The organism is Martinezella lusitana (genome assembly GCF_016901135.1).
GTDB classification, from domain to species: domain Bacteria; phylum Pseudomonadota; class Alphaproteobacteria; order Rhizobiales; family Rhizobiaceae; genus Rhizobium; species Rhizobium lusitanum_D.
In genome coordinates this window covers 396,896-422,000 of the sequence record NZ_JAFEVL010000045.1, presented here as the reverse complement: position 1 = coordinate 422,000, position 25,105 = coordinate 396,896, and the positions used below count along the sequence as shown (strand labels likewise).

At 60.6% G+C, this 25,105-nt stretch carries 23 protein-coding genes; 13 read left to right on the top strand and 10 right to left on the bottom strand.

Features of this window, described 5'->3' with window-relative positions:
• The first annotated feature begins 23 nt into the window (after positions 1-23).
• Complete coding sequence (locus JTP94_RS17805; protein ID WP_204851801.1) at positions 24-1,085, top strand: class I SAM-dependent methyltransferase; 1,062 nt, start codon at positions 24-26, stop codon at positions 1,083-1,085.
• A gap of 46 nt (positions 1,086-1,131) precedes the next feature.
• On the opposite strand, the gene JTP94_RS17800 is transcribed toward JTP94_RS17805, so the two are convergent.
• The 7 genes from JTP94_RS17800 to JTP94_RS17770 form a co-directional block, all read right to left on the bottom strand.
• Positions 1,132-2,217 (bottom strand): ABC transporter ATP-binding protein, encoded by a 1,086-nt coding sequence (locus JTP94_RS17800; protein ID WP_204851800.1) that lies wholly within the window; start codon positions 2,215-2,217, stop codon positions 1,132-1,134.
• A gap of 3 nt (positions 2,218-2,220) precedes the next feature.
• Entirely contained in the window at positions 2,221-3,123 is a 903-nt protein-coding gene (locus JTP94_RS17795; RefSeq protein ID WP_204852316.1) for a carbohydrate ABC transporter permease, read from the bottom strand.
• Between the two features lie 5 nt (positions 3,124-3,128).
• Complete coding sequence (locus JTP94_RS17790) at positions 3,129-3,995, bottom strand: carbohydrate ABC transporter permease (RefSeq protein ID WP_204852315.1); 867 nt, start codon at positions 3,993-3,995, stop codon at positions 3,129-3,131.
• A gap of 143 nt (positions 3,996-4,138) precedes the next feature.
• Positions 4,139-5,386, bottom strand: a complete 1,248-nt coding sequence (locus JTP94_RS17785; RefSeq protein WP_246755029.1) for an ABC transporter substrate-binding protein — start codon at positions 5,384-5,386, stop codon at positions 4,139-4,141.
• A gap of 204 nt (positions 5,387-5,590) precedes the next feature.
• Entirely contained in the window at positions 5,591-6,712 is a 1,122-nt protein-coding gene (locus JTP94_RS17780; protein ID WP_204851799.1) for a Gfo/Idh/MocA family protein, read from the bottom strand.
• Positions 6,713-6,723: 11 nt separating this feature from the next.
• The gene (locus tag JTP94_RS17775) at positions 6,724-7,713 is read right to left on the bottom strand and encodes a sugar phosphate isomerase/epimerase (protein ID WP_204851798.1); all 990 of its coding nucleotides are present in this window, start codon (positions 7,711-7,713) and stop codon (positions 6,724-6,726) included.
• A gap of 187 nt (positions 7,714-7,900) precedes the next feature.
• Complete coding sequence (locus JTP94_RS17770) at positions 7,901-8,953, bottom strand: LacI family transcriptional regulator (RefSeq protein ID WP_271024245.1); 1,053 nt, start codon at positions 8,951-8,953, stop codon at positions 7,901-7,903.
• Between the two features lie 220 nt (positions 8,954-9,173).
• On the opposite strand from JTP94_RS17770, the gene JTP94_RS17765 reads away from it, so the two are divergent.
• Positions 9,174-9,323 carry a hypothetical protein gene (locus JTP94_RS17765; RefSeq protein ID WP_204851796.1) on the top strand — a complete coding sequence of 50 codons (150 nt, stop codon included), beginning with the start codon at positions 9,174-9,176 and terminating at the stop codon, positions 9,321-9,323.
• A gap of 161 nt (positions 9,324-9,484) precedes the next feature.
• On the opposite strand, the gene JTP94_RS17760 is transcribed toward JTP94_RS17765, so the two are convergent.
• On the bottom strand, positions 9,485-10,276 hold the full coding sequence (locus tag JTP94_RS17760) for an HpcH/HpaI aldolase/citrate lyase family protein (RefSeq protein ID WP_204851795.1): 792 nt from the start codon (positions 10,274-10,276) through the stop codon (positions 9,485-9,487).
• Here JTP94_RS17760 and JTP94_RS17755 point away from each other — a divergent pair.
• The 3 genes from JTP94_RS17755 (at position 10,263) to JTP94_RS17745 (ending at position 12,583) form a co-directional block, all read left to right on the top strand.
• Positions 10,263-10,544, top strand: coding sequence for a hypothetical protein (locus JTP94_RS17755; protein WP_204851794.1), 282 nt, complete (start codon positions 10,263-10,265; stop codon positions 10,542-10,544). The genes JTP94_RS17760 and JTP94_RS17755 overlap by 14 nt on opposite strands.
• Before the next feature lie 128 nt (positions 10,545-10,672).
• Positions 10,673-12,262, top strand: a complete 1,590-nt coding sequence (gene ggt, locus JTP94_RS17750; protein WP_204851793.1) for a gamma-glutamyltransferase — start codon at positions 10,673-10,675, stop codon at positions 12,260-12,262.
• Between the two features lie 66 nt (positions 12,263-12,328).
• Positions 12,329-12,583: a type II toxin-antitoxin system Phd/YefM family antitoxin gene (locus JTP94_RS17745; RefSeq protein WP_204851792.1), complete on the top strand. Its 255-nt coding sequence runs from the start codon at positions 12,329-12,331 to the stop codon at positions 12,581-12,583.
• A gap of 67 nt (positions 12,584-12,650) precedes the next feature.
• On the opposite strand, the gene rhaI is transcribed toward JTP94_RS17745, so the two are convergent.
• On the bottom strand, positions 12,651-13,943 hold the full coding sequence (gene rhaI / locus JTP94_RS17740) for an L-rhamnose catabolism isomerase (protein ID WP_204851791.1): 1,293 nt from the start codon (positions 13,941-13,943) through the stop codon (positions 12,651-12,653).
• Between the two features lie 216 nt (positions 13,944-14,159).
• Positions 14,160-16,256 carry a bifunctional rhamnulose-1-phosphate aldolase/short-chain dehydrogenase gene (locus JTP94_RS17735; RefSeq protein ID WP_204851790.1) on the bottom strand — a complete coding sequence of 699 codons (2,097 nt, stop codon included), beginning with the start codon at positions 16,254-16,256 and terminating at the stop codon, positions 14,160-14,162.
• Positions 16,257-16,463: 207 nt separating this feature from the next.
• On the opposite strand from JTP94_RS17735, the gene JTP94_RS17730 reads away from it, so the two are divergent.
• The 8 genes from JTP94_RS17730 (at position 16,464) to JTP94_RS17695 (ending at position 25,098) form a co-directional block, all read left to right on the top strand.
• The gene (locus JTP94_RS17730; protein WP_204851789.1) at positions 16,464-17,276 is read left to right on the top strand and encodes a DeoR/GlpR family DNA-binding transcription regulator; all 813 of its coding nucleotides are present in this window, start codon (positions 16,464-16,466) and stop codon (positions 17,274-17,276) included.
• A 53-nt stretch (positions 17,277-17,329) separates the two neighbouring features.
• A complete protein-coding gene (gene rhaS, locus JTP94_RS17725; RefSeq protein ID WP_034506542.1) occupies positions 17,330-18,325 on the top strand; it encodes a rhamnose ABC transporter substrate-binding protein in 996 nt (331 codons plus the stop codon).
• A 73-nt stretch (positions 18,326-18,398) separates the two neighbouring features.
• Positions 18,399-19,934, top strand: a complete 1,536-nt coding sequence (locus JTP94_RS17720) for a sugar ABC transporter ATP-binding protein (protein ID WP_204851788.1) — start codon at positions 18,399-18,401, stop codon at positions 19,932-19,934.
• Between the two features lie 10 nt (positions 19,935-19,944).
• Entirely contained in the window at positions 19,945-20,949 is a 1,005-nt protein-coding gene (locus JTP94_RS17715; protein ID WP_204851787.1) for an ABC transporter permease, read from the top strand.
• Positions 20,946-21,959 (top strand): ABC transporter permease, encoded by a 1,014-nt coding sequence (locus tag JTP94_RS17710; RefSeq protein ID WP_204851786.1) that lies wholly within the window; start codon positions 20,946-20,948, stop codon positions 21,957-21,959. Before JTP94_RS17715 ends, JTP94_RS17710 begins: the two co-directional genes overlap by 4 nt.
• Positions 21,956-22,282: an L-rhamnose mutarotase gene (gene rhaM, locus JTP94_RS17705; RefSeq protein WP_204851785.1), complete on the top strand. Its 327-nt coding sequence runs from the start codon at positions 21,956-21,958 to the stop codon at positions 22,280-22,282. Before JTP94_RS17710 ends, rhaM begins: the two co-directional genes overlap by 4 nt.
• Complete coding sequence (locus JTP94_RS17700) at positions 22,279-23,664, top strand: FGGY-family carbohydrate kinase (RefSeq protein WP_204851784.1); 1,386 nt, start codon at positions 22,279-22,281, stop codon at positions 23,662-23,664. The genes rhaM and JTP94_RS17700 overlap by 4 nt, the downstream gene beginning before the upstream one ends.
• 327 nt (positions 23,665-23,991) lie before the next feature.
• A complete protein-coding gene (locus JTP94_RS17695; RefSeq protein ID WP_204851783.1) occupies positions 23,992-25,098 on the top strand; it encodes a branched-chain amino acid ABC transporter substrate-binding protein in 1,107 nt (368 codons plus the stop codon).
• Positions 25,099-25,105: the final 7 nt, after the last annotated feature.

Below are 25,105 nucleotides of genomic sequence, written 5' to 3'. Positions count from 1 at the left end.
ATCAATTCTGATGGGAGGATGTCATGCGCGAACCTGATATGCAGAAACTCGATGCCCTAGTCGGACGCCTGGTCGGCGATCTCGGCGCGGCAGTTTCGGGTGTGTTAGTAACACTCGGTGACCATCTGGGCCTGTTCAGGGCCATGGCGGACGGAACACCGATGACTTCGGGGGAGTTGGCCGACAAAGTCGGCGTGAAAGAGCGCTATGTGCGCGAATGGCTGTCGGCGCAAGCGGCAGCCGATTATGTCAGCTATGACGACCAGACCGAACGCTTCCACCTGACGCCAGAACAGGCGATGGTGTTTGCGGAGGAAAACAGTCCCGCCTTCTTCACCGGCGCCTTCGAAGTCGTTCAATCCATGTGGCTCGACGAACCGAAGATCGCCAATGCGTTCAAGACCGGCGCTGGCCTCGGCTGGCATGAGCACAGCGCCTGCCTGTTCCGCGGCACGGAGCGTTTCTTCCGGCCTGGCTACAACAGCCATCTCGTTTCGGAATGGATACCGGCGCTAACCGGTTTAGAGGAAAAGCTTCAGGCCGGTGCCGCCGTCGCCGATGTCGGGTGTGGTCATGGCGCCTCGACCATCCTGATGGCGGAAGCCTATCCAAACTCGACCTTCTTCGGCTTCGACTATCATCTTCCCTCCATCGAGCGAGCGAAAGCTGCGGCGAAGGAGGCGGGTGTCGACGGTCGTATCACCTTCGAACAGGCGAGTGCCAAGAACTTCCCGGCTGCCGGCTATGATCTCGTGGCGATGTTCGATTGCCTGCACGACATGGGCGATCCGGTCGGCGCCGGTAAACATGTCAAGGACAGCCTTGCCGACGACGGCACCTGGATGATCGTCGAGCCCTTTGCGCATGATTGCCTGAAGGACAATCTCAACCCGGTCGGCCGCGTCTTCTACGGCGCATCGACGATGATCTGCACGCCGGCCTCGCTGTCGCAGGAAGTCGGCCTGGGTTTAGGCGCGCAAGCCGGCGAGATGAGACTGCGCAAGGTTGCCATGGATGCGGGCTATTCGCATTTCCGCAAGGCGACCGAAACGCCGTTCAACATGGTCTTCGAGGTCAAGGCATGAAAATGGCGCCCCGCGCTCCGTCGAACGCGGGGCGCCATCTGATCTTTTATAGACGCTGACCGTCTTCGCCAAACAGGGAAGCGAGAGCCGGCTGGAAATAGACCGGCTGCTCGCTGTCGAGCTCGACTTCCTCATCGGCGTCGATGCGGACCGATATGGTCTCCGCGCCGACCTGCCCCCAGATCAGATTGTCCGAGCCCATGGGCTCGACGATGCTGAAGCTCGCCGGCAGGTTCGAGGCGCGATCGCTGGCAGCGTTGAACTGCATCTGCTCGGGCCGCACGCCGAGCGTTGCCGTTCGACCCTCCCCGGGCGTGCCGGAAAACTGGTAGCCGTTGAGATCGATCGTGCGGCCATCGGTCAGCACGAAGGCCGGCGAGCCGTTGTTGCTCGTCACCTTCCCCGACAGGAAGTTCATGGAGGGCGAGCCGACGAAGCCCGCCACGAAGCGATTGACAGGGCGGCGATAGATTTCCTTCGGCGTGGCGAACTGCTGGATGACGCCGCCGCTCATGACGGCGATGCGGTCGGCCAACGTCAGCGCCTCGATCTGATCGTGCGTGACGTAGATCATGGTGGAGCCGAGGCCGCTATGCAGGCGCTTCAGCTCGACGCGCAGTTCGGTTCGAAGCTTGGCATCGAGGTTGGACAGCGGCTCGTCGAACAGGAAGACATCGACATCGCGCACCAGGGCGCGGCCGATGGCGACGCGCTGACGTTGGCCGCCGGATAGTTCCCCCGGCCGCCGCTTGCGCAAGGGATCGATCTGCAGGATCTGCACGGCGCGGTCGACGCGCTTGGCAATCTCCTCCTTCGCCATGCCGGCGATGCGCAGCCCGAAGGAGAGATTTCCTTCGACCGTCATCGTCGGATAGAGCGCATAGGACTGAAACACCATGCCGATACCGCGATCCTTCGGCTCCTCCCAGGTGACGTTCTTGTCGCCGATCCAGATCTGGCCGTCGCTGATATCGGTGAGGCCGGCAATGGCATTGAGCAGGGTCGACTTGCCGCAGCCGGACGGGCCGAGTAGAACGATGAACTCGCCCGACTTTACCTCGAGATTGAGCGATTTCAGGACGCTGACGCTGCCGAAACCGATTGCAAGTTCGCGAATGGAAACATTGGCCATGAACTATCCCTTGACTGCGCCCGCGGTGATACCCCGCACGAACCAGCGACCCGAACCGAAATAGACGATCAGCGGCACCAGGGCGGTCAGAATGGTTGCCGCCATGTTGACGTTGTAGAGCTTCTCACCCTGGGTGGAATTGACGATATTGTTGAGCTGCACGGTCATGGGGAAGTTTTCCCGGCCGGCGAAGACGACGCCGAACAGGAAGTCGTTCCAGATGCCGGTGACCTGCAGGATCCCCGCCACCACAAGGATCGGAATGGACATGGGGATCATCAGCCGGAAGAAGATCTGCCACAGCCCCGCCCCGTCGATGCGGGCGGCCTTGAACAGCTCCATCGGCAGGCTTGAGTAATAATTGCGGAACAGCAGCGTCAGAACAGGCAGACCGAATACCGTGTGGGTGATGATGATGCAGGGCAGCGTCGAATAGATGCCAACATCGCGATAGATCAGAACCAGCGGATAGATGAACACCTGGTAGGGAATGAAGGCTCCCAGCAGGAGGATGGCGAAAAGCACATTCGAACCCCTCACCCGCCAGAAGGAAAGCGCATAGCCGGTCAGCGAAGAGATGAAGATCGACAGGATCATGCTCGGAATCAGGATCTTCACCGAATTCCAGAAACCGACGCTGATGCCGCCGCATTCAAGGCCGGTGCATGCCGTGCTCCATGCCTGAACCCAGGCATCCGCCGACCACATCTGCGGCAACGCAAAGATATTGCCCTGGCGGATCTCCGGCATGGATTTGAACGAGGTGACGAGCATCACGTAGAGCGGCAACAGGAAGAACAGTGACGCCATGATGAGAAAGGCATAGAGGCCGATGCGCCCGGGCGTAAAGTGCTGCGGTTTGCGGCCGGTTGGACCCTGCATGGTGGCTGCGACGGAAGATGGCATCGTCATCAGTTCCCCCTCGGTTTTTCACGGAAATATTCGTAGTAGAGCCAGGGCGTCACCACGATGACCACGGTGACGAACATGACGGTCGATGCCGCTGTCGCAAGGCCGATATTGCCGCGGCCGAACAGGTAATCCATGATGAATTTCCCGGGCACCTCGGTCGATATTCCCGGCCCGCCGCCGGTGGTCGCCAGAACCAGCTCATAGACCCTGACCACGGCGATCGCCAGAAGCACGCTGGCGGTGATGATGGTCGGCCTCAGGATCGGGATGACGATGTGGAGATAGACGCGCCAGCTCGGGATGCCATCGATGCGTGTCGCCTTCCACAGCTCACGGTCGACGCCGCGCAATCCCGCCAGCATGATCGCCATCACCAGCCCCGTCGATTGCCATATGCCGGCCAGCACGATGACGTAGAGCGCCAGATTGCTCTGAACGATCCAGTCGAAGCGGAACCAGGTGAAGCCGATGCTGTCTGCAACCTTCTGCAGGCCGAGCGTCGGATTCATGATCCACTGCCAGACAAGGCCTGTCACGATGAAGGACATGGCGAAAGGATAGAGAAAGATCGTGCGGAACGTATTTTCGAAGCGAACCTTCTGGTCGAGCGCCACGGCAAGAAGGAAGCCAAGGATCAGGCAGCCGGCGATGAACAGAATGCCGAAAACAACGACATTCTGCAGCGATATCTGCCAGCGTGCGGTGTCAAACAGCCGCTCGTACTGCTTGGTTCCGACGAAGATATTGACCGGCAGCACCTTGCTGTCGGTGAAGGATATCCAGATGTTCCAGACAACAGTCACGACATAGGCCAGAAGGACGATGACGAAAGCCGGGAACAGAGCGATATAGGGCGAAAAACGCATTCTCCTGCGGGTGGCGCCCGTCTTTGCTACGGTCACACCGACAGTGGCGGCGCTCGTTTCAGGTGTGCTCATGGCGCTCCTCCTCAGCATTCATGAAAACCGGCGGCAGGCGAACCTGCCGCCGCATGGATGTCGGCTGAAGCTTACTTCGCCTGGTCGATGACCTTGGCGAATTGATCCGCGAACTGGTCGGCCGTCATGCTGGGGGTCGTCCAATATTGGGCGATCAGGTCGCCCTCGGTCTGGACGACGTCCTGAGGTGTCAACACATCGGACGTCAGGATCTGACGGCTCGGATCCTTGAGCGCGTTCAGGCCCTTCTGAGCGCAGGCATCGAGCTTCGACGTGTCGACGTCGAGACGAACCGGCACCGAGCCCTTCTTCGAGTTGAAGGCGAGCTGGCCTTCCTTGGACATGATGACCGTTGCCAGCAGGGTCTGAGCATCAATCGCCGCCTTGTCCTTCAGGACCGGGAAGACGAAGATGTCGCCACCCATCATGAAGTTGGATTCGCCCGGCCCGAGGATGCAGCCGAAATCCTTGTCGGCGACGAGGCCGGCATGGATGAATTCGCCCTTGGCCCAATCGCCCATGAACTGGATGCCGGCCTTGCCGTCGATCAGCATGCCGGTCGCGACGTTCCAGTCGCGGTTCGGGCTGCCTGCGTCCTGATAGTTGCGCAGCTTGGCGAAGACCTCGGCCACATGCTTGAACTTGTCGGACTTGACGGCGTCGGTATCGAGACCCTTCCAGACCTTGCCGTAGAGGTCCTTGCCGCCCTCACCGAGAAGGATGGCGTTGAACATCAACTGAAGCTGCCAGGGCTGGCCGCCGACGGCGACCGGGATCAGGCCGGCGGCCTTGATCTTGTCGAGCGCGGCAAACATTTCATCCCAGGTTTTCGGCTCCTCGGTCACGCCTGCCTTGGCGAAAACGGGCTTGGAATAGAACAGCCAGTTCTGGCCGTGGTCGTTGATCGGCGCGCCATAGATGTGGTCTTGAAACTGAATCGCCTGATAGAAGGCCGGCGTCAGGACGGATTTCCAATCCTGCTCCTTGGCAAGATCGTCAAGCGGTCGCAGCAGGCCCTGCTGGGCCAGATCGTTCATCTGCGTGCCGGTGTTGAACTGCATGGCCGTCGGCGGGTTGCCGCCGATGATGCGGTTGATGCCGATCGGGCGAGCGGTCGAGCCGGATCCGGCGATCGCGGTATCCACCCATTCGCCGCCGGCGGCGTTGAAGGCCTTGGCCAGTTCCTTCACGGCGGCGGCCTCGCCCCCGGATGTCCACCAATGCAAGACTTCGGCTTTCTTGCCTTCGGCCAGAGCGCCGGTCACGCTTGCCGCGACCAGCGCCGTGGCGCCGACCAATGCCATCATCAATTTACGCATACGTTCCTCCTCCTTTGATAACGTTCTCCAAACGTGCTCAGCCGCCGCAGTCTTCAGACATCGGATGCCGAATTTCACGATCCTCCAAAACCGCACCGCCGGGCCTCCGTTCCCTGCGGCGAGTGAGCAATGCTTCCTTACGCATCACCCTTTCGTCAAGCCCACAGTCCGAAAGGACTGCATTTTCCCAAGCTATAGCGCAGCCTATGCGAAACGTCCCTCATTAATTGTGCGATTTATCGGATCCGGACGACCACAGCTGCTGTGGATTGCAACCACGCCGCGTGACTGGGCCGACCGCTCGAATGCCGTCATGACTTCCAGGGCGTGGAAGGCAAGTTCCGACGATACCCGATGCTGGCGTCCCGAGCGAAGGGAATCAACCATTTCAGCCGCGCCCAAACCGCGCAGCCCGAGATGGCCGGGCACACCCTCGGTATAGGGATGGTCTACCGCGACCTCCTCCCAGGCATCAGTGCCTTCGCGGAATATCTCCACCTTGCCGGTAAAGTTGTTCGGATCCGGCGTCACCATGGTGCCTTCCGAGCCATAAAGCTCGATCTGGTTGTGCTTGTGCTTGATGACATCGAAGCTGGTCGCGATGGTCACCGTCGCACCGCTATGGAACTCCATGACGCCAGTCAGATGGGTCGGCACCAGCACCTTGATCGTCTCACCGCGATGCGGATCGCTCTTCACCATGCGCTCGATACGGGTGATCTTGGCGGTCCCGAAAACCTCGCGCACCGGGCCGAGCAGGGCAATCAGGTTCGTGACGTAGTAGGGACCGACATCCAGCATCGGCCCGCCGCCGCGACCATAAAAGAAGGCCGGATTGGGGTGCCAGTGCTCGTGTCCCGGCAGCAACAGCATGGCGGTGGCCGAGATCGTCTTGCCGATGCGGCCTTCATCCAGCAGCCGCCGCGTCAATTGATGACCGCCGCCGAGGAAGGTGTCGGGCGCACAGCCGAGCCGCAGATCGCCGGCGCGCGCGATCGACATCAATTCCTCAGCCTCGGTCATGGAGACGCCGAGCGGCTTTTCCGAATAGACATGCTTGCCGGCAAGAAGCGCCTTCTTGCTGATGGCATAATGCGAGACCGGCGTCGTCAAATTGATGATCAGGCCGATTTCCGGATCGGCCAACATCGTGTCCAGCGCCACGGCCTCGATGCCGAACTGCGCGGCAAGCTTCTGCGCCGATGAATCATAGAGATCGTAGATCGACTTCACGCGGATGAAATCGAACATATGCAGGGTTGCGACATAGGTGGCGCTGATATTGCCGGCGCCGACGATGCCGACTTTCATGGGCTCATTGCTCATTGGGATTGCCTCTAGGAAATGGTGATATCGAGTTCAGCGGCAGCGGCGTGCAGATAGCTCATGCCACGTCGCATCTCCTCGTCGAATTCCGGTGTCGCCTCGCGGAAATGCGTCCAGTGAGATGCTCCTGGCGCATCCTCCAGCTCCAGCGTGATCGGACCGGAATAGCCGATCGCCTGCAGTGCCGCGAAAATCGCCTTCCAGTCGATCTTGCCGCGCCCCGGCCGCCAATGGGCGTTGGTATGGCCCTCATTGTCGGAGAAATGGGTGTTGAAGATGCGGTCGCCGAGCGCCAGCACGACGTAATGCGGCATGTCGCCGGCGGGAAAGAGGTGGCTCGGATCGAAATTCAGGCCAAGATTGGGAGCGCCTGTGCGCTCGATCAGGCGCAGCATGCCCTGCCCGGAGCTGACCCAGCGATAGGGATGCGGCTCGATCGCCACGCGCAGATCAGCGGCTGCGGCGATCTCGCAAGCCTTGGCGAAGCCGTCGACGACCAGGTCATATTCGCCCGTCCAGTCCCATTGCGGCTCGACCGCCGCCGTCCATTCCTGTGAAATCGGCCGTTGCAAGATCGGCTTGACGTCGGATTGAAAGGGGTAAGGCGTCATGCTGGTAACGATAGGCGTGCCGATCTCCGCCGCCACGTCCATTCCACGCTTGTAGCCTTCGAGATCGACTGTCGAGACCGCGGCATTTGCGGCTCGGCTGAAGGGCAGATTGAAGAAGAAGTTGGTGAGAACCAGCCCCTCACCATCGGCGATCTGCTTCAGCTCGCGAATGGTCTCCGGCGTGTAATAGGCCAGCATGTCGACCGACCATGCGGTCAGCTCAAAGCCCTTGCAGCCGGTGCGGGCAAGTCGCCGCAGTGGTGCCGCGTAAGGCGGGTTCCAATTGAACGTCCAGATTGGCGATCCGAAAAAAAGCGAGCCTTGGCCCACGTCATCCTCCCTTGGAATGTGGCTGCCCGCCTGCGGCAAGGCTTCCATTCTCTTGCGCATAATCCTGCCACTCGGAGCCTCAAACCCCTCCGAACGACAGTTCGTAACGTTACGATTGTTGGGTAAATGCGATGCTGTCAAGCAATCATTTTTCCGCAAAGGGCATGGTATTTCCCATGAATCCGCAAAATCGTAACGTTACAAATATCTTCCATGGATCCGCTGATGTTACCAACTGCTGCACATATCAGGCAGAGAGTAGCTGACTATTATGATCAACGAATTCGGCCTGAACGATTTCGCGTAGCTCAGCGGGATCGTCGCCGGCGATCGCCCGACTTAGAAAGGCAGCCAGCCGCTCGCCGATCGCATGGTTGGAATAATAGAATGTGCTGAGCGGCGGATTGAAGAAATCGGGCAGTGCCGTGCCGCCATAGGTGATCAGCGCGAAATCCTGCCGGCCCGCGTCTCGCAAGCCGGCCAGGAAGCCCAGAGCGGCCTCCTCGCTCGCGACGAAGGCCGCGGTCGCTTCCGGATTTTGCGTGACCACGCGCTTTGCCAACTCGCGACCATTATCGGGCGTTCCGGCCGTGAAGTGGATCTGATCGCCGGTGACATCAAGATGGCGCTCGGCAAAGGCCTTGCGCCATCCCCGGACAAACTGGAGGCTGTAAGTGAAGTGACTGCTGGGCGCGATCAGCAACGGCTTGCGATGGCCGGCGTCCAAAAGCAGGCGCGCCGCTTGCGCGCCGATCACCTCATGATCAAGGTCTATGCTCGGATGGAGGCTCAACAATTCGGTGCGGCCGAAGGTAACAAAAGGCATGCCGACCTCAAGCAGATATTTGACGCGGTCGTCCTGCGGCGTCGTATGCGTGATGATGATGCCGTCGACGGACCCTTCCTCGACGATATCGCGGACCGTCGCGAAGGGATCATCCGCCTGCAGTTGCGGCACGATGGTGGTCCGGTATCCCCGCGCCTTCATGTAACGCGACGCGCCCTCGATCAGCGAGGCGACGACGATGTTCATCTCGCCCTCGCGCCCGAAGGGCAGCACAATGCCGATGGCGTGGGTCTTGCCGGTGCGCAGATTGATACCGCCGAGATTGGGGCGATAACCGAGCTCGCTCGCTGCGCGCTTGACCAGCTCGATCGTCTCGCGGTTGACCTCGGGGCCCTCTTTCAAAGCCCGGCTGACTGTCGTGACCGAAAGGCCGAGAGCAGTCGCGACGGTTCGCAAGGTCACGCGCTGGCCCGCTTCGCGCCGCAGGCCGCGCCCTAGTCCCAATCCATGCACTTTCGACAAATCTTTCTGCTCCGTCATATCAGCCTGACAATGCCCGCAGGCGAATGACGACGCAAGCGCGGAGCCGCGCTCATCGCAACGGAAAGGCCAGCACGCCCCGCCGGCGCATATGCTCGGCAGCGAATTGCTTAATGCAACTTTTTGGAATTGACATTCTTAAAAGCAATTTTAAAGTGCAAATCATTGCCCGCTACTTTTGGAAGAATAGCTCATGGACAAATATACCAAAACTGTTTTGACAGTCATTGCCGTCGCGCTTGCAGCGATCGCCATCCAAAACACGATCACGCCGGCAAAGGCCGTCGGTGGCGGCTGCGGCTTAGAGACTTATAGGCCCTGCTACGTAAAGCTCGTAAACTGACAAAACCCATCGCTCGCAGCCCGACTTCGCTGACCGGAATCTTCGAATCTGCCGTTTGGGTCGATATCGACGGATCCGAAGCTGCGGATCGACATCGCAGATAGTGGCATTGGCATGCCCGGAAATGCTCCCGGGCAGCCTCTCTCTGCTAAGCTAGTCGGCTATGAATCAGCGATCTTGCGTGCCGTGGTAATGGCCGTGCGGGCACCTGCGCGAAGCTGCGCCGTTTCCGCGCCGGCGATGACCAGATCGAGCCCGAGCTTCAGATATTGGCCGGCGCGATCGCCATCGCCACCGAAGGCGCAGATCACCTTGCCATGGGCGCGGCAGCGTACAAGTACCGTCGCCAGCGCCTGATCGATCGCCGCACTTTCCGGCGCCAGCCGCGCGCCGTTTGAAAGCGCGATGGAAAGATCGGACGGGCCGACGAAAATGCCATCGATACCATCGACGGCAAGTATCTCGTCGATGGCGTCCAGAGCCGTCCGGGTTTCCACCATCGCGATGGTGACGGTCAGGCTATTGGCGCTCTGCAGATAGTCTTCTGCTGAAATGCCGAAATGGTTGAGGGCGAGCGAAGGACCCCAGCTGCGCTCGCCAAGCGGCGGATATTTCGTCGCTTTCACCAGAGCGCGGGCGTCATCGGCGGAATTGATCATCGGCGCAATGATGGCGGAGGCACCCGCATCCAGAAGCCGCGAGGCGGAGGCGAAATCACCGACGGGGATGCGGGCGATCGCCGGCTTGCCGGCGAGCCTTACATGCGCGATGCCGTTGGCGGCCGACGCCATGTCCCACATGCCATGCTGCATATCCAGCACGACGGTATCGAAGTCTTCTTGCGCCAGGTGATTGACGAACAGCGGGTCGGGGGTGCCGATCCAGGCAGAGATCATGCCGCCATTCTCGCGGCGCTTCAGGCGCCCGGCAAAGCCGTTAATGTCAGTCGTCATATTGATTTTCCTCACCTATCGAGCGCAAGCCCTGTCTTTTCGAGATGGCCTTCGACAATCAAATCAAGGCCGCCCCTACCGCCGACAATACTCAATTCCGACGCCCGGGCCACTCGAAAGTGACCATCCGGCGCAAGCGCGTCAAAAAAGCCGACCCTACCGTGATTGCCACCGCATGGCGGGCTGCTTCATCCCGAACCTGACAGATGAACATGACAAATATCCGGATATTTTCGCTGCTTGGCTGGCCGACGACACGATCGGCTGATGACAAGATGTTTGAAAATCACAACGCGGCAAGGCCATGGCTTCCATGACGGAAAAAACACCGTAAAACACTATCAACGCCGCGCCGCGCGCGCGGATGCACGCAAGGCAGACAGAGGACGTGAAGACATGCAGCAGCGAGATTTTTTCAAGCCCGGCCGTTCGGTCACCATTTCGGACAAGGGCATGGCCGCGACCTCGCATCCGCTGGCGACACTCGCCGCCGTCGACATCCTGCGCGCCGGCGGCAATGCCGTTGATGCCGCGGTCGCTGCGGTCGCGCTGCAGTCGGTCATCGATCCCCACATGACCGGCATCGGCGGCGACTGCTTCGCCCTCTATAGCGCCGCCGGCGGCATGCCGGTCGCGCTCAACGGCTCCGGCCGCGCGCCGCAAAAGGCAAAACTCGACTATTTCCTCGAAAAGGGCTTCATCGCCATTCCCGACGACAGCCCGCATGCCGTCACCATTCCCGGCGCGATCGATGCATGGTGCCGGCTGATCGGCACCTACGGTCGGCTTGAGATGGGTCGTGTGCTCGCTCCGGCCATCGCCGCCGCCGAAGACGGCTATTGCATCACGCCGCGTGTCGAACTCGACTGGCATCGTTACAGCGACCGCGTCGCCAAATATCCGGATTCGGCCGCTTACTTCCTGCCGAACGGCCGGGCACCGAGGACGGGGGAACGCGTCACCAATCCCGCTCTCGCCGCGACGCTGAAGGCCATCGCCAGGGATGGCCGCAACGCCTTCTATCGCGGCCCGGTGGCCGAGGAGATCACCACGCTTCTGCAATCGCTGGGCGGCCTGCACGAAGAAAGCGATTTCGCTGACTACAAGGCGTTCGAGACCAAGCCGATCTCCGGCAAATTCCGCGGCCGCGACCTTCTGGAATGCCCTCCGAACGGACAAGGTCTCGCAGCCCTATTGATCACCCGCATCCTGGACGGTTTCGATCTTCGCGATCCCAAGCTTTCCGAAGCCGACCGCATCCATCTGCATGCCGAAGCGACCAAGGCCGGCTATGCCATGCGCGATCAGCTGATCTGCGATCCCGATTATCTGACCGTCGACATAGCCGAACTGCTGTCGGAGCATTCGGTCGCGGCCATGCGGGCAAAGATCAGTCTCGAGCGCGCCGCCGATGCCAAGATATGGGAGGGGCCGACGCATCGCGACACCGTCTATGTCTCCGTCGTCGATCGCGATGGCAACGCCATTTCATTGATCAATTCGGTCTTCATGGCCTTCGGCAGCGGCATCTATGCCCCGCGCTCGGGCGTCCTGCTGCAGAACCGTGGCGCCGGCTTCGTCGTCAAGCAGGGCCATCCAAACGCCATCGGCCCCGGCAAACTGCCCTTCCATACGATCATCCCGGCAATGCTGATGGAAAACGGCAAGGTGCGCATGAGCTTCGGTGTCATGGGCGGGCAATATCAGGCGGCCGGCCACGCTCATATGCTGACCCAAATCCTCGACCGCGATCTCGATCCGCAGCAGGCAAGCGACCAGCCACGCAGCTTCTGCTTCGGCGGCAAGCTGTCGCTCGAGCCGACGATATCGGAAGAGACCAAGCACAATCTTGAGCGCCGCGGCCATGTCGTCGAATGGGCGGATGAGCCGATCGGCGGCGCGCAGGCGATCATGATCGATCACGAACGCGGCGTCCTGCTCGGCGGCTCCGACCACCGCAAGGATGGCATCGCGCTCGGCTATTGAGCGCGGATTTTGACGAGATATGGCGCCATGGAATATCATGGCGACAATTGCTAGATAGGTGAGCCCGTGAGAGAGATTCAGCTTGAGGATGCGAAGGCCACATTTTTTGATGTGGTCGATAATGCTCTTAGTGGCGAAGCTACGATCATCATCCACCGCGGTAAACGCGCCGCCGTTCTGGTCTCCTATGAGGAGTATCAGCGACTGAATTCGCCCCTCGGCTGGCAGCTCACCAATGCACCGCTCGACGATAGTGATCTGCCGGTGCGCAAGCCAGGCCGATCGCTGCGCTCCGACAATTTCCGATCACTTCTATGCTGAGGCACTTCCAGTTGATGGACGTCCGATCGCTCGATCCGTTCGCCAATCCACCGGAACTACAAGATCCTCAGATGATCCCGCCGCCGCCGGCAACGGAGGCCGGGCGTTCGCCGGCAACCTTGCGGCGATAGCCGCTTGCCCTGTAGGTGGCGACCGGATCGATGGCGCCCCCGGCGCGACGGCGGGCTTCGGCCAGGATCGGCTCGACATCGGCGCGATAGGCGCGCTTCAGCGTTTCCGACGCCATCAACGCATCATTGCCATCCTGATAGCCGGCCAACGCCTTGCGGTCGACGATGAGGGCCTGGGCATAGGCGCGGCGAATCTCGTTGGCGCTGGAGATCAGGCTCTCGATCGGGTCAGTGACATTGTGCGATTGGTCGATCATATGCGCCGGATTGAAATCGTTGACGCCGCGCCGTTCCGCATCGACCAGTTCGTTGAAGACGAGGAACAGGCGGTACGGCTCGATGGCGCCGGCGTCGAGATCGTCGTCGCCATATTTGGAATCGTTGAAGTGGAAGCCGCCGAGCTTACCGAACTGGATGAGGCGGGCGACGATCATCTCGATATTGGTGTTCGGCGCGTGATGGCCGAGATCAACGAGGCAATGAGCTTTAGGCCCAAGCGTCTGCGCGATCAGGTAATTGGTGCCCCAATCCTGCACGATCGTCGAATAGAAGGCCGGCTCGTACATCTTGTGTTCGGAAAACAGCCGCCAATCGTCAGGCAACGCCTTGTAAATGTCAGCCATGGCGGCGAGATAGCGCTCGAATGCCTTGGTGAAATTGCTCTGTCCAGGGAAGTTCGAGCCGTCACCGATCCAGACCGTCAGCGCCTTCGAGCCGATTGCCTTGCCGATCTCGATGCATTCGATGTTGTGCTCGACGGCTTGTGCGCGGGTTGCCGCGTCGACGTGGCTCAGCGAGCCGAATTTATAGGAGTATGCCTGGCCGGGCGCATCGGAGAATGTGTTGGAGTTCATGGCGTCAAAGCCGAGACCGAGCGCCTCGCCCTTTGCCTTGAGCTCTCGCGGATCCGCTTTGTCCCAGGGGATGTGCAGCGAGACCTTGGGCGTCGCCCGCGTCAGCTGCTGAATGACGGCGCAATCGTCAAGCTTGTCGAAAATGCCGCGCGGCTCGCCGGTTCCCGGAAAGCGGGCAAAGCGCGTGCCGCCGGTGCCGACACCCCAGGAAGGCACGGCGACGAAGAATTCGGAGACCTTCTTCGTCACGGCTTCGATATCGACGCCACGGCGGGCGAGTACAGCGCCCAGCGCCTCGTAATCGGATTTCAGCGCAGCGGCGCGCTTGTCGTTTTCGGCAGCGACCAGATCGGTCGCAATTCTAAACTCGGCCATTCTTTCCTCCCAGATACGTCATTTGAAATGTTACAGCGTTTCGATCGTGCGGTCCCCTCTTCTCCCCAGCGGGGAGAAGATGCCCAACGGGCAGATGAGGGGTTGAGGAGCGCAGCGACGAACATCTTGAGCGCAAGCGAAGGATAGAATTGCATTTGCTGCACCACCCCCTCATCCGGCCTTTCGGGCCACCTTCTCCCCGCTGGGGAGAAGGAGCTAGCGCGTAAAGCTCTGGGCGTTGCCGGCATCGACGTTGATGATATTGCCCGTCGATTTGGCGGAAAGATCCGAAGCCAGGAAGTAGATTGCCTCGGCAATGTCCTCCGGGAAAACATTGAGCTTCAGCAGGGAGCGCTTGCGGTAATGCTCCTCCAGATCGTCCACCTCGATCTTCGACGAGGCAGCCCGCTGTTCGCGCCATTCGCCGTTCCAGATCTTCGAACCGCGCAACACGGCATCGGGATTGACCGTGTTGACACGAATGCCCGCGTCTGCGCCCTCAAGTGCCAGGCAACGCGCCAGATGGATCTCGGCCGCCTTGGCCGTGCAATAGGCAGCGGCGTTGGGTGACGAGGCAAGACCATTCTTCGAGGCGACGAAGACGACATTGCCGCCGAGATTCTGGCGGCGGAACAGCCGGAAGGCTTCTCGCGAAACGAGGAAGTAGCCTGTCGCGAGAATGTCGATATTGCGGTTCCACATCGAAAGCTCGGTGGTTTCGATCGGCGCGGACGAGGCGATACCGGCGTTCGACACCAGAATGTCGATACCGCCGAATTCGACGCAAGCCTCAGCGAAGGAGGAAATGACCGCGTCTTCCTTGGTGACGTCGAGCTTGACGCTGCGCACCGTATCCGCGCCGTATCTCTTGACGAAATCCTCGTGCGTACCCTCGAGCGCCGCCTGATCGATATCCGCCAGCACCACGCAGGCACCCTCGCCGGCCAGACGCGCCGCCGTGGCACGGCCGATACCGCCGGCACCGCCGGTAACGAAGGCGACCTTGCCGGCAAGGCTCTTCGGCTTCGGCATGCGCTGCAGCTTTGCCTCTTCCAGCAGCCAATATTCGATATCGAAGGCCTCCTGCTCGGGCAGGCCCTGATATTCCGAAACGGTGGACGCGCCGCGCATAACGTTGATGGCGTTGACGTAGAACTCGCCGGCGATGCGGGCCGTCGCCTTGTCACGGGCAAAGGAGAGCAGACCGACGCCCGGAACCAGGAAGATCACCGGGTTCGGATCGCGCATGGCGGGCGAATTGTCATGCTTGCAGTCGTTGTAATAGCGGGCGTAATCGGCCCGGTAGTCTTCCAGCGCCTTATCGAGTCCGGCAATGACGGCATCGACATCGGGCTTCACCGGATCGAAGTCGACGATCAGCGGGCGGATCTTGGTGCGCAGGAAATGGTCCGGGCAGCTGGTGCCGAGCGCGCCGAGCGGCCGCAGATTCCTGGAATTGACGAATTCGAGCACGGCAGCCTGATCATCGAAATCACCGAGTTTGCGCTCCGCCTTGCCGATCCGGCCACGGATTTCCGGCATCAGCTGCGCTGCGATCGCACGCCGTTCGGCCTGCGGCAGGCTCTGGACAACAGCGCCGCCGAAGATGGTCTTGCCTTCTGTCTTGGCGGCAAACCACTGAATGGCCTTGTTGATGATCGCAAGCGTCAGCTCGTAGCAGGCTTTGGCGTCATCGGCCCAGGTGAAGAGACCATGGCTTTCGAGCACAACGCCCTTGGCATTCGGATGCGCCTTGACGAAGGCTTCGAGATCGAGGCCGAGCTGGAAGCCGGGCCGGCGCCATGGCAGCCAGCCGATCTCGTCGCCGAAGATCTCCCGCGTCAGTTCGCGCGAATTCTTCGAGGCGGCAATGGCGATGATGGCATCGGGGTGCATGTGGTCGACATGGATGAACGGCACGAAGCCATGCAGCGGCGTATCGATGGAAGCGGCGCGCGCATTCAAATTGAAGGTGCAATGCGGCAGGAAGCCAACCATGCGGTCTTCGTCGGCAACGCCCTGATAAATATTCTTCAGGCTATCGAGCTTATCCTGATAAAGCGTGGCAAACCCATCGAGCTTGATGGTGCCGACATCGCCGCCGGATCCCTTGACCCAGAGAACCCTAACCTTCTCGCCGGTCAGCGGATCGGTTTCCATGACCTTGGCCGACGTGTTGCCGCCGCCGTAGTTGGTGATACGCTTGTCGGCGCCAAGCAGGTTGGACCGGTAAAGCAGTTTGCCCGGCTCATCGAGGCCGGCCGCATATGCATCATCCCAACGGTTCTTCAGAAGCTGAACGTCAGCCGCCATGTCATCCTCCCTTGAAATCAAGTCGTGCGAGCGGACCGAAACATGACGGAACCACCCTTTGTGAGCAGGGTATCGCTCACGCACAGTCACCTTGTCAATCGAAAACGATCAAATTCGATAATGCTGCGATGCAATATGAAAGTTTATGATCGTTTATGATTGACACTTTGTCATATTTGCGAAATAACCGCCAACAAGGAGGAGCCGATGCACGAACGTGAACGCCATCGCATTATTCTGAGCGCCGTACAGGAAAAGCCTGTGGTGACGATTCAGGATATTTCCGAGCTGACAGAGGCTTCGGAAGCGACGATACGCCGTGATATCGCTGCCCTGCATGTGCAGGGAAAGATCCGCCGCGTCCGTGGCGGCGCCGAATCGATCCATCCCGCACAGCTTGGCAGTCTGGCCGGCCGTCCCTTCCGCGTTTCAGAAGCAGTCAATATCGATAGGAAACGCGCAATCGCGCGCAAGGCCGCTGAATTGTGCAATCCGGGCGACGCCATCATCATCAATGGCGGCACGACCACCTTTCAGCTGGTGCATTACATATCGGGCTTCCGGCTGCAGGTGATGACCAATTCCTTCGCTATCGCCGAACATCTGGTCAAGCATTCGAAAAACACGGTGACGGTTCCGGGCGGCGCGATCTATCGCGAGCAGAGCCTGATCCTTTCGCCATTCGACAACGACACGACACGCAATTTCTACGCGCGGCGCATGTTCATCGGCGCGCAGGGCGTCGGGCCGCTCGGCATCATGGAGGCCGACGGGCTGCTGATCCAGAGCGAGCAGAAGCTGATGCGCCAGGCCGACGAACTCATCCTCATGGTCGATTCGAGCAAATTCCGTCAGCGCTCCAGCCTGATCCTTTGCCCGCTCGAACAGGTGACGACGATCATCACCGACGACGGCATTTCGGCCGATACGGTGCGGATGATCGAGGATGCAGGCGTATCGCTGATTGTTACAAGCGTTTCGGCACAGGCCGAGGAGGAAGATTCCCCGTCGGTCGCATGAGGTGCGCGGCTGTAATGGGGTGAGCATAGCCTATCAACTAGGGAGGAAGAGACATGAATATAGCAAAGAAACTGGCGATCGGCGTCGCACTCGCCGCGGCACTGATGGCCGGTACCGCAAGCGCAAAAGACATCAAGATCGGCCTCGTGGTGAAGTCGCTGGGCAACGGCTTTTTCGAGGCCGCCAACAAGGGCGCCCAGGAAGCAGCCAAGGACCTCGGCGGCGTGCAGGTGATCTACACCGGCCCGACCTCGACCACGGCCGAGGGCCAGATCGAAGTCATCAACTCGCTGATCGCACAGGGCGTCGATGCGATCGCCATTTCCGCCAACGATCCGGACGCTGTCGTACCTGCCCTGAAGAAGGCAACGCAGCGCGGCATCAAGGTCATCTCCTGGGATTCCGGCGTAGCGCCGGCCGGCCGCATCCTGCAGCTGAACCCGTCTTCGAATGCGCTGATCGGCAAGATGTGCCTGACGCTCGCCAAGGATCATCTTGACGGCGGCAAGGGCAACTTCGCCATCCTGTCGGCCACGACAACCTCGACCAACCAGAACATCTGGATCGGCGAGATGAAGAAGCAGCTCAAGGACTTCCCAGGCCTCAACCTGGTCACCACAGTCTATGGTGACGATCTTTCGGACAAGAGCTATCGCGAAGCCCAAGGCCTCCTGACCTCGCATCCGGAAGTCAAGGTCATCGTCGCTCCGACGACCGTCGGCGTGCTCGCCGCTTCGCAGGCCGTCAAGGATGCGGGCAAGATCGGTCAGGTCTACGTGACCGGTCTTGGCCTCCCGTCCGAAATGGCTGGCGCCATCAAGTCAGGCGCGACGAAGGAATTCGCGATCTGGAACCCGATCGACCTCGGCTATTCGGCCACGCAGATCGCCTATCGCCTCGTCAAGGGCGAGACCGACGGCAAGCCGGGCAGCGAGATCAATGCCGGCCGCATGGGCAAGATCAAGGTTGGAGAAAACAGCGAAGCCGCTATGGCCGATCCGTTCGTCTACAACGCCTCGAACATCGATCAGTTCTCCAAGGTTTTCTGATCGAAGATCGCATCCACAGCTCTCCGGCGGCGTCAGCCGCCGGACCTGGTTTCATTGATCCGGTACATTGCTGATGACCACAGTCCTTCAACGATCCCTAGCGGACACACCAGCCGCGAACAGTCAGGCCATTCTGGAAATGCGCGGCATTTCCCAGATCTTCCCCGGCGTCAAAGCGCTGGATGGCGTCAGCATTTCCCTCTACCCCGGCAAGGTCACCGCCCTCATCGGCGAAAACGGTGCCGGCAAATCGACCCTCGTCAAGATCCTGACGGGCATCTACCGCCCGAATGAGGGCGAGATCCTCATCGACGGCAAGCCGACGGCCTTTGCCAATGCGCAGGCCGCCATCGATGCCGGCGTTACCGCCATCCATCAGGAGACCGTGCTCTTCGACGAGCTGACGGTTGCCGAGAACATATTTCTCGGGCATGCGCCGCGCACGTCCTGGCGCACCATCGACTGGAAGACGATGAACAGCCGCTCCAGGCAGCTGCTGGAATCGCTGGAAAGCGCCATCGATCCCTCCACTCGGCTGAAAGATCTTTCCATAGCGCAGCGCCACCTCGTTGCGATCGCGCGTGCGCTGTCGATCGATGCCCGCATCGTCATCATGGATGAGCCCACCGCCGCCCTTTCGCGCAAGGAGATCGATGATCTCTTCCGCATCGTCGAGGGGTTGAAGGCCAAGGGCAAAGCTATCCTCTTCATCAGCCACAAGTTCGACGAACTCTACGAGATCGCCGACAATTTCGCCGTCTTCCGAGACGGCCGTGCCGTCGGGCATGGCAGGCTCAAGGAAACGCCGCAGGACGAGATCGTCCGCATGATGGTCGGCCGCGACGTCAAGGACGCTTTCCCGAAAGTCGCGGTCGCCATCGGCGAGACCGTGCTGGAAGTCGCAAATTATTGCCACCGCACCGAATTTCGCGACATCTCCTTCAAGCTCCGCCGCGGCGAGATCCTTGGCGTCTATGGCTTGATCGGCGCCGGGCGCTCCGAGCTCTGTCAATCCCTGTTCGGCATCACCAAACCGCTCTCCGGACGATTGACGCTCAATGGGCAGGAAATCCACGTCCGTTCGCCGCAGGACGCCATCCGCGCCGGTATCGTCTACGTGCCGGAAGAGCGCGGCCGTCATGGTCTGGCGCTGCCGATGCCGATCTATCAGAACATGTCGCTGCCCTCGCTCGGACGCACCTCGCGCAAGGGCTTCCTGAAGGCGGCCAACGAATTCGCCTTAGCGCGCAAATATGCCGAGCGCCTCGACCTTCGCGCCGCCGCCCTTTCCGTTCCGGTCGGCACGCTCTCGGGCGGCAATCAGCAGAAGGTCGTCATCGGCAAGTGGCTGGCAACGCAGCCGAAGATCATCATCCTCGACGAGCCCACAAAGGGCATCGACATCGGCTCGAAGGCGGCCGTGCACGGCTTCATCAGCGAGCTGGCGGCAGAAGGCCTCAGCATCATCATGATCTCCTCGGAACTGCCCGAGATCATCGGCATGGCGGATCGGGTGCTCGTCATGAAAGAGGGCCTGTCGGCCGGCCTGTTCGAGCGCGAAGGGCTGACACCGGAAGCGCTGGTGCGCGCCGCCACGGGCAACGCATAGGGAGGACGGGATGCCACGCATCCTCAAAAGACGAGAAACGCTGCTCTTCCTCATCATCATCGTGATGATCGCGGGCTTTGCGACGCGTGCGGCCGGCTTTGCCGAGCCCGCCAATCTCGCCAATATCTTCAATGATACGTCGATCCTCATCATCCTCGCTTTGGCGCAGATGACGGTCATTCTGACGAAATCGATCGATCTGTCGGTCGCCGCCAATCTTGCCTTCACCGGCATGGCGGTGGCGATGCTGAACGCGGCCTATCCTGATCTGCCGCTGATCGTCCTCGTGATCACGGCGATCGTCATGGGCGCAGCTCTCGGCGCCATCAACGGCTATCTCGTCTGGGCGCTGGAGATCCCGCCGATCGTTGTCACGCTCGGCACGCTCACCATCTATCGCGGCATGGCCTTCGTGCTATCGGGCGGCGCCTGGGTCAACGCACATCAGTTTACGCCGAATTTCCTCAGCGTGCCGCGCACGCCGTTGCTTGGCCTGCCCGTGCTCGCCTGGATCGGCATCGTCATCGTATTGATGATGTATCTCCTGCTGCGCTACACGCAATTCGGCCGCTCCGCCTATGCGAGTGGCGGCAATCCGGTGGCGGCCGTCTATGCCGGCATCGACGTCGGCTGGACGCGCTTCCTTGCCTTCGTTCTGTCCGGCGCGCTTGCGGGCCTTTGCGGCTATCTCTGGGTATCGCGCTATGCGGTCGCCTATGTCGACATTGCCAATGGCTTTGAACTGGACAGCGTCGCGGCCTGCGTCATCGGCGGCATCTCGATTGCCGGCGGCGTCGGCTCGGTGGCGGGCGCCGTGCTCGGCGCGCTGTTCCTCGGCGTCATCAAGAACGCCCTTCCGGTCATCGGCATTTCGCCGTTCACGCAGATGGCGATATCAGGCACCGTCATCATCCTTGCCGTTGTCTTCAACGCCCGGCGCGAACGCAATCGCGGCCGCATCATCCTGCGGGATCAGGCGGCGAAGGACACCGCCAGCCATGGAGCAAGTGCATGAGCACCGTTTCGCAATCAACGACGGAAAAGCGCGCCATTCCGGACCGTCTCGGCACGCCGTTCAAACGCATCCTGGCAAGCTGGGAAACGCTGCTGCTCGGCGTCGCAATCGCGATCTTCATCTTCAATTCGCTGGCCTCGCCCTATTTTCTCGATCCCTTCAATCTCTCTGATGCCACCTTCAACTTCACCGAAAAGGCTATGATCGCCTTCGCCATGGCGCTGCTGGTCATTGCCGGTGAAATCGACCTATCGGTCGCCGCCATCATAGCGCTTGCCTCGACGGCCATGGGCGCTGCGGCGCAAGTCGGCGTCGATACGATCGGTCTTGTCGCCATCGGGCTTGGTGTCGGGTTGCTCTGCGGCCTGTTCAACGGCTTCCTGGTGTCCGGGATGAAGCTGCCGTCGATCGTCGTCACCATCGGCACGATGAGCCTTTTCCGCGGTATCTCCTATATCGTGCTGGGCGATCAGGCTTTCGGCAATTATCCCGATAGTTTCGCCTATTTCGGCCAGGGCTATGTCGTCTGGGTCTTCTCCTTCGAATTCGTTCTCTTCATCGTGCTCGCAATCGTCTTCGCGATCCTGCTGCATGCGACGAATTTCGGCCGGCAGGTCTACACGATCGGCAACAATGATTTTGCCGCGCGCTTCTCCGGCATCCCCGTTGAGCGAGTCAAATTCATCCTGTTTCTCCTGACCGGCCTCATGAGCGGCATCGCCGCCGTGTGCCTCACCTCGCGGCTCGGCTCGACACGTCCGTCGATCGCGCTCGGCTGGGAGCTCGAAGTCGTGACCATGGTCGTGCTCGGCGGCGTGTCGATCCTCGGCGGTTCGGGCACGATCGGCGGGGTCGTCATCGCCGCCTTCGTCATGGGCCTCGTCACCTTCGGCCTTGGCCTGCTCAACGTTCCGGGCATCGTCATGTCGATCTTTATCGGCTTGCTTCTCATCATCACCATCGCACTGCCGATCGTCGCAAGGCGCATCAAGACCATGAGTTCCAAATGACCGCAGCTCTCGAACGTCACGCCTTCAAGATGAAGCTTAATCCCGGCATGGAGGCGGAATACAGGAAACGCCATGACGAGATCTGGCCCGACCTGGTGGACTTGCTGCATGAGTCCGGCGCCAGTGACTATTCCATCCATCTCGACCGCGAGACGAACACGCTCTTCGGCGTGCTGACGCGGCCAAAGGATCACAGGCTGGCGAGCCTGCCAGACCATCCCGTCATGAAGAGATGGTGGGCGCACATGGCCGATATCATGGCGACCAATCCCGACAATTCGCCCGTCCAGAGCGATCTCGTCACGGTCTTCCATCTGCCATGACCGCCGTATCAGCCTATCGCCGCATTGCCGTCATCGATATCGGCAAGACCAATGCCAAGGTCGTGGTGCTCGATGCTGAGACCGGCGCGGAAATCGCTGTCGTCAAAACGAGCAATGGTGTGGTGAAGACCGGCCCCTATCCGCATTACGATATCGAAAGGCTGTGGGGCTTCATCATCGAAGCGTTGAAGGGGTTTGCAACGACGCCCGGCTTCGATGCCATATCGATCACCACGCACGGGGCCTCGGCGGTATTGCTCGCTGCCGATGGCACCCTTGCCTTGCCGGTTCTCGACTACGAACACACCTATCCGCAAACCATACAGGAAGCCTATGGGCACTTGCGCCCGGCCTTTGCCGAAACCTTCTCGCCACGCCTCTCCGGCGGCCTGAATGTCGGCGCCCAGATCCACTATCAGATGAGTATCTTTCCCGAAGATTTCACCCGCGTCACGACGATCCTGACCTATCCGCAATATTGGGCGTTTCGTCTGACCCGTGTCGCCGCCAACGAGGTTACCTCGCTCGGCTGCCATACCGATCTCTGGAATCCGACGACTGGAACCTATTCCTCCCTTGTCGATACGCTCGGCATTCGCATGCTGATGGCGCCCGTGCGGTCGGCTTTCGATGCGCTCGGCCCGGTACTGCCAGCACTTGCAGCTGATATCGGTCTTGCAGCGCCGGTCCCGGTCTATTGCGGCATCCATGATTCCAACGCCTCGCTGCTGCCGCATCTGGTCGAGAACAAGGCTCCCTTCGCCGTCGTATCGACGGGAACATGGGTAATCAGTTTTGGCGTGGGTGGCGATCTCGAACATCTTGATCCCCAACGCGACGCGCTCGCCAATGTCGACGCCTATGGCCGCGCCGTGCCCTCGTCCCGCTTCATGGGCGGCCGCGAGTTCGAGATTTTGGCTGCGGAGATCGGCGAAGCACCCCCCGAGGCGATGGAAGCCGCCCTTGAGACGGTGATCGGAAATGGCCTCATGCTGCTGCCGAACATTGTCGAGGGATCGGGGCCCTTTCCAGCCAGGAAAATGCGCTGGATCGGCGATGCCTCGACAAGCAATGCCGAACGTCTTGCAGCCGTCAGCCTCTATCTCGCTCTGATGACGGAAGCCTGCCTCGGCCTGATCGGCGCCAGGGGACCGATCTTCGTCGAGGGACCTTTTGCCCTTAATCGTGCCTATCTCATCGCGCTGTCCGCGCTGACGAGGACTGACGTCATCGCTGTGGCGGGCTCGACGGGAACCAGCCAGGGTGCGGCCTTGCTCACCGGCATCCGACCGCCGGCTGCCGCGGAAAATCCGCCTGTCCACGCCGACCTGCCGGGTTTGATTCGCTATCGGCAGACCTGGCGCGAAGCCTTGACCGGGTAGGTTTGGTCATTCCGCGCCGAGTGACGGGTGGTCAGGACAGGAAACAACCCTTGACTGCAAGACTATAACAACCATCCCTCGACGAAAATTTCCGAAAAATCGATAGAATTGTCTTCGCGACGGTTATTTTCTTGCGGAATCGTCGCAATATTCCTACAGAAAATACCCTTATGAGCGCTTTCGAGGTCAAAAATGTCCGAAAGCGATCGTCAGCATCGATGTCAGTTCTGTTCTCTTTAGGAGAGCGCCTTACGGCAGTTTGCGCGCTGAGACAGGCCATTGGGCGGGTTCAAAGGGCGCTGCCGCGCCCATCCAAGGAGAGATAATATGAGTCTGAAGACATTGACGGCCGCGACCTTCGTCGCTTCGCTGGCCTTTGCACCTCTCGCGCATGCCGACATCACGATCGGCCTTATCGCACCGCTGACCGGCCCGGTCGCCGCCTATGGCGAGCAGGTCAAGAACGGCGCGCAGACCGCCATCGAGGAAATCAACAAGAGCGGCGGCGTTCTCGGCCAGAAGCTGGTCCTGAAGCTCGGCGACGACGCCGGCGATCCGAAGCAGGGCGTATCTGTCGCCAACGGCTTCGTCGGCGACAGCATCCGCTTCGTCGTCGGCCCGGTCACGTCGGGTGTTGCCATTCCGGTTTCGGATGCGCTTGCTGAAAACGGCATCCTGATGGTGACGCCGACCGCGACCGCTCCGGACCTGACCAATCGCGGCCTGACAAACATCCTGCGCACTTGCGGCCGCGATGACCAGCAGGCCACCGTCGCAGCCGACTACGTGGTGAAGAACTTCAAGGACAAGAAGATCGCCATCCTCAACGACAAGGCCGCCTACGGCAAGGGCCTCGCAGACGCCTTCAAGGCCACCCTCAACAAGGGCGGCGTGACCGAGGTACTGGACGATTCCCTGACGCCGGGCGAAAAGGACTACAGCGCGCTGACGGCGAAGCTGAAGCAGGCCGGGGTCGAAGTAATCTACTTCGGTGGCTATCATCCGGAAGCCGGCCTGCTTGCCCGCCAGCTGCATGACATCTCCGTCAAGGCGCAGATCATCGGCGGCGATGGCCTTTCCAACACCGAATATTGGGCAATCGCCAATGACGCCGCTGCCGGCACGGTCTTTACCAACGCGTCCGACGCCCTGAAGAACCCGGATTCACAGAGCGCCGTTGCCGCCCTGAAGGCACACAACATTCCGGCGGAAGCCTTCACGCTCAACGCCTATGCCGCCGTGCAGGTGCTGAAAGCCGGCATCGAGAAGGCCGGCAAGGCGGATGACGCCGAAGCTGTCGGCGCAGCGCTGAAAACGGGCGAGCCGGTCGATACCGCCATCGGCAAGGTCACCTACGGCGAAGCCGGCGACCTCACCTCGCAGAGCTTCTCGCTCTACAAGTGGGAAGGCGGCAAGATCGTTTCGGCCGAATAAGCCGTCG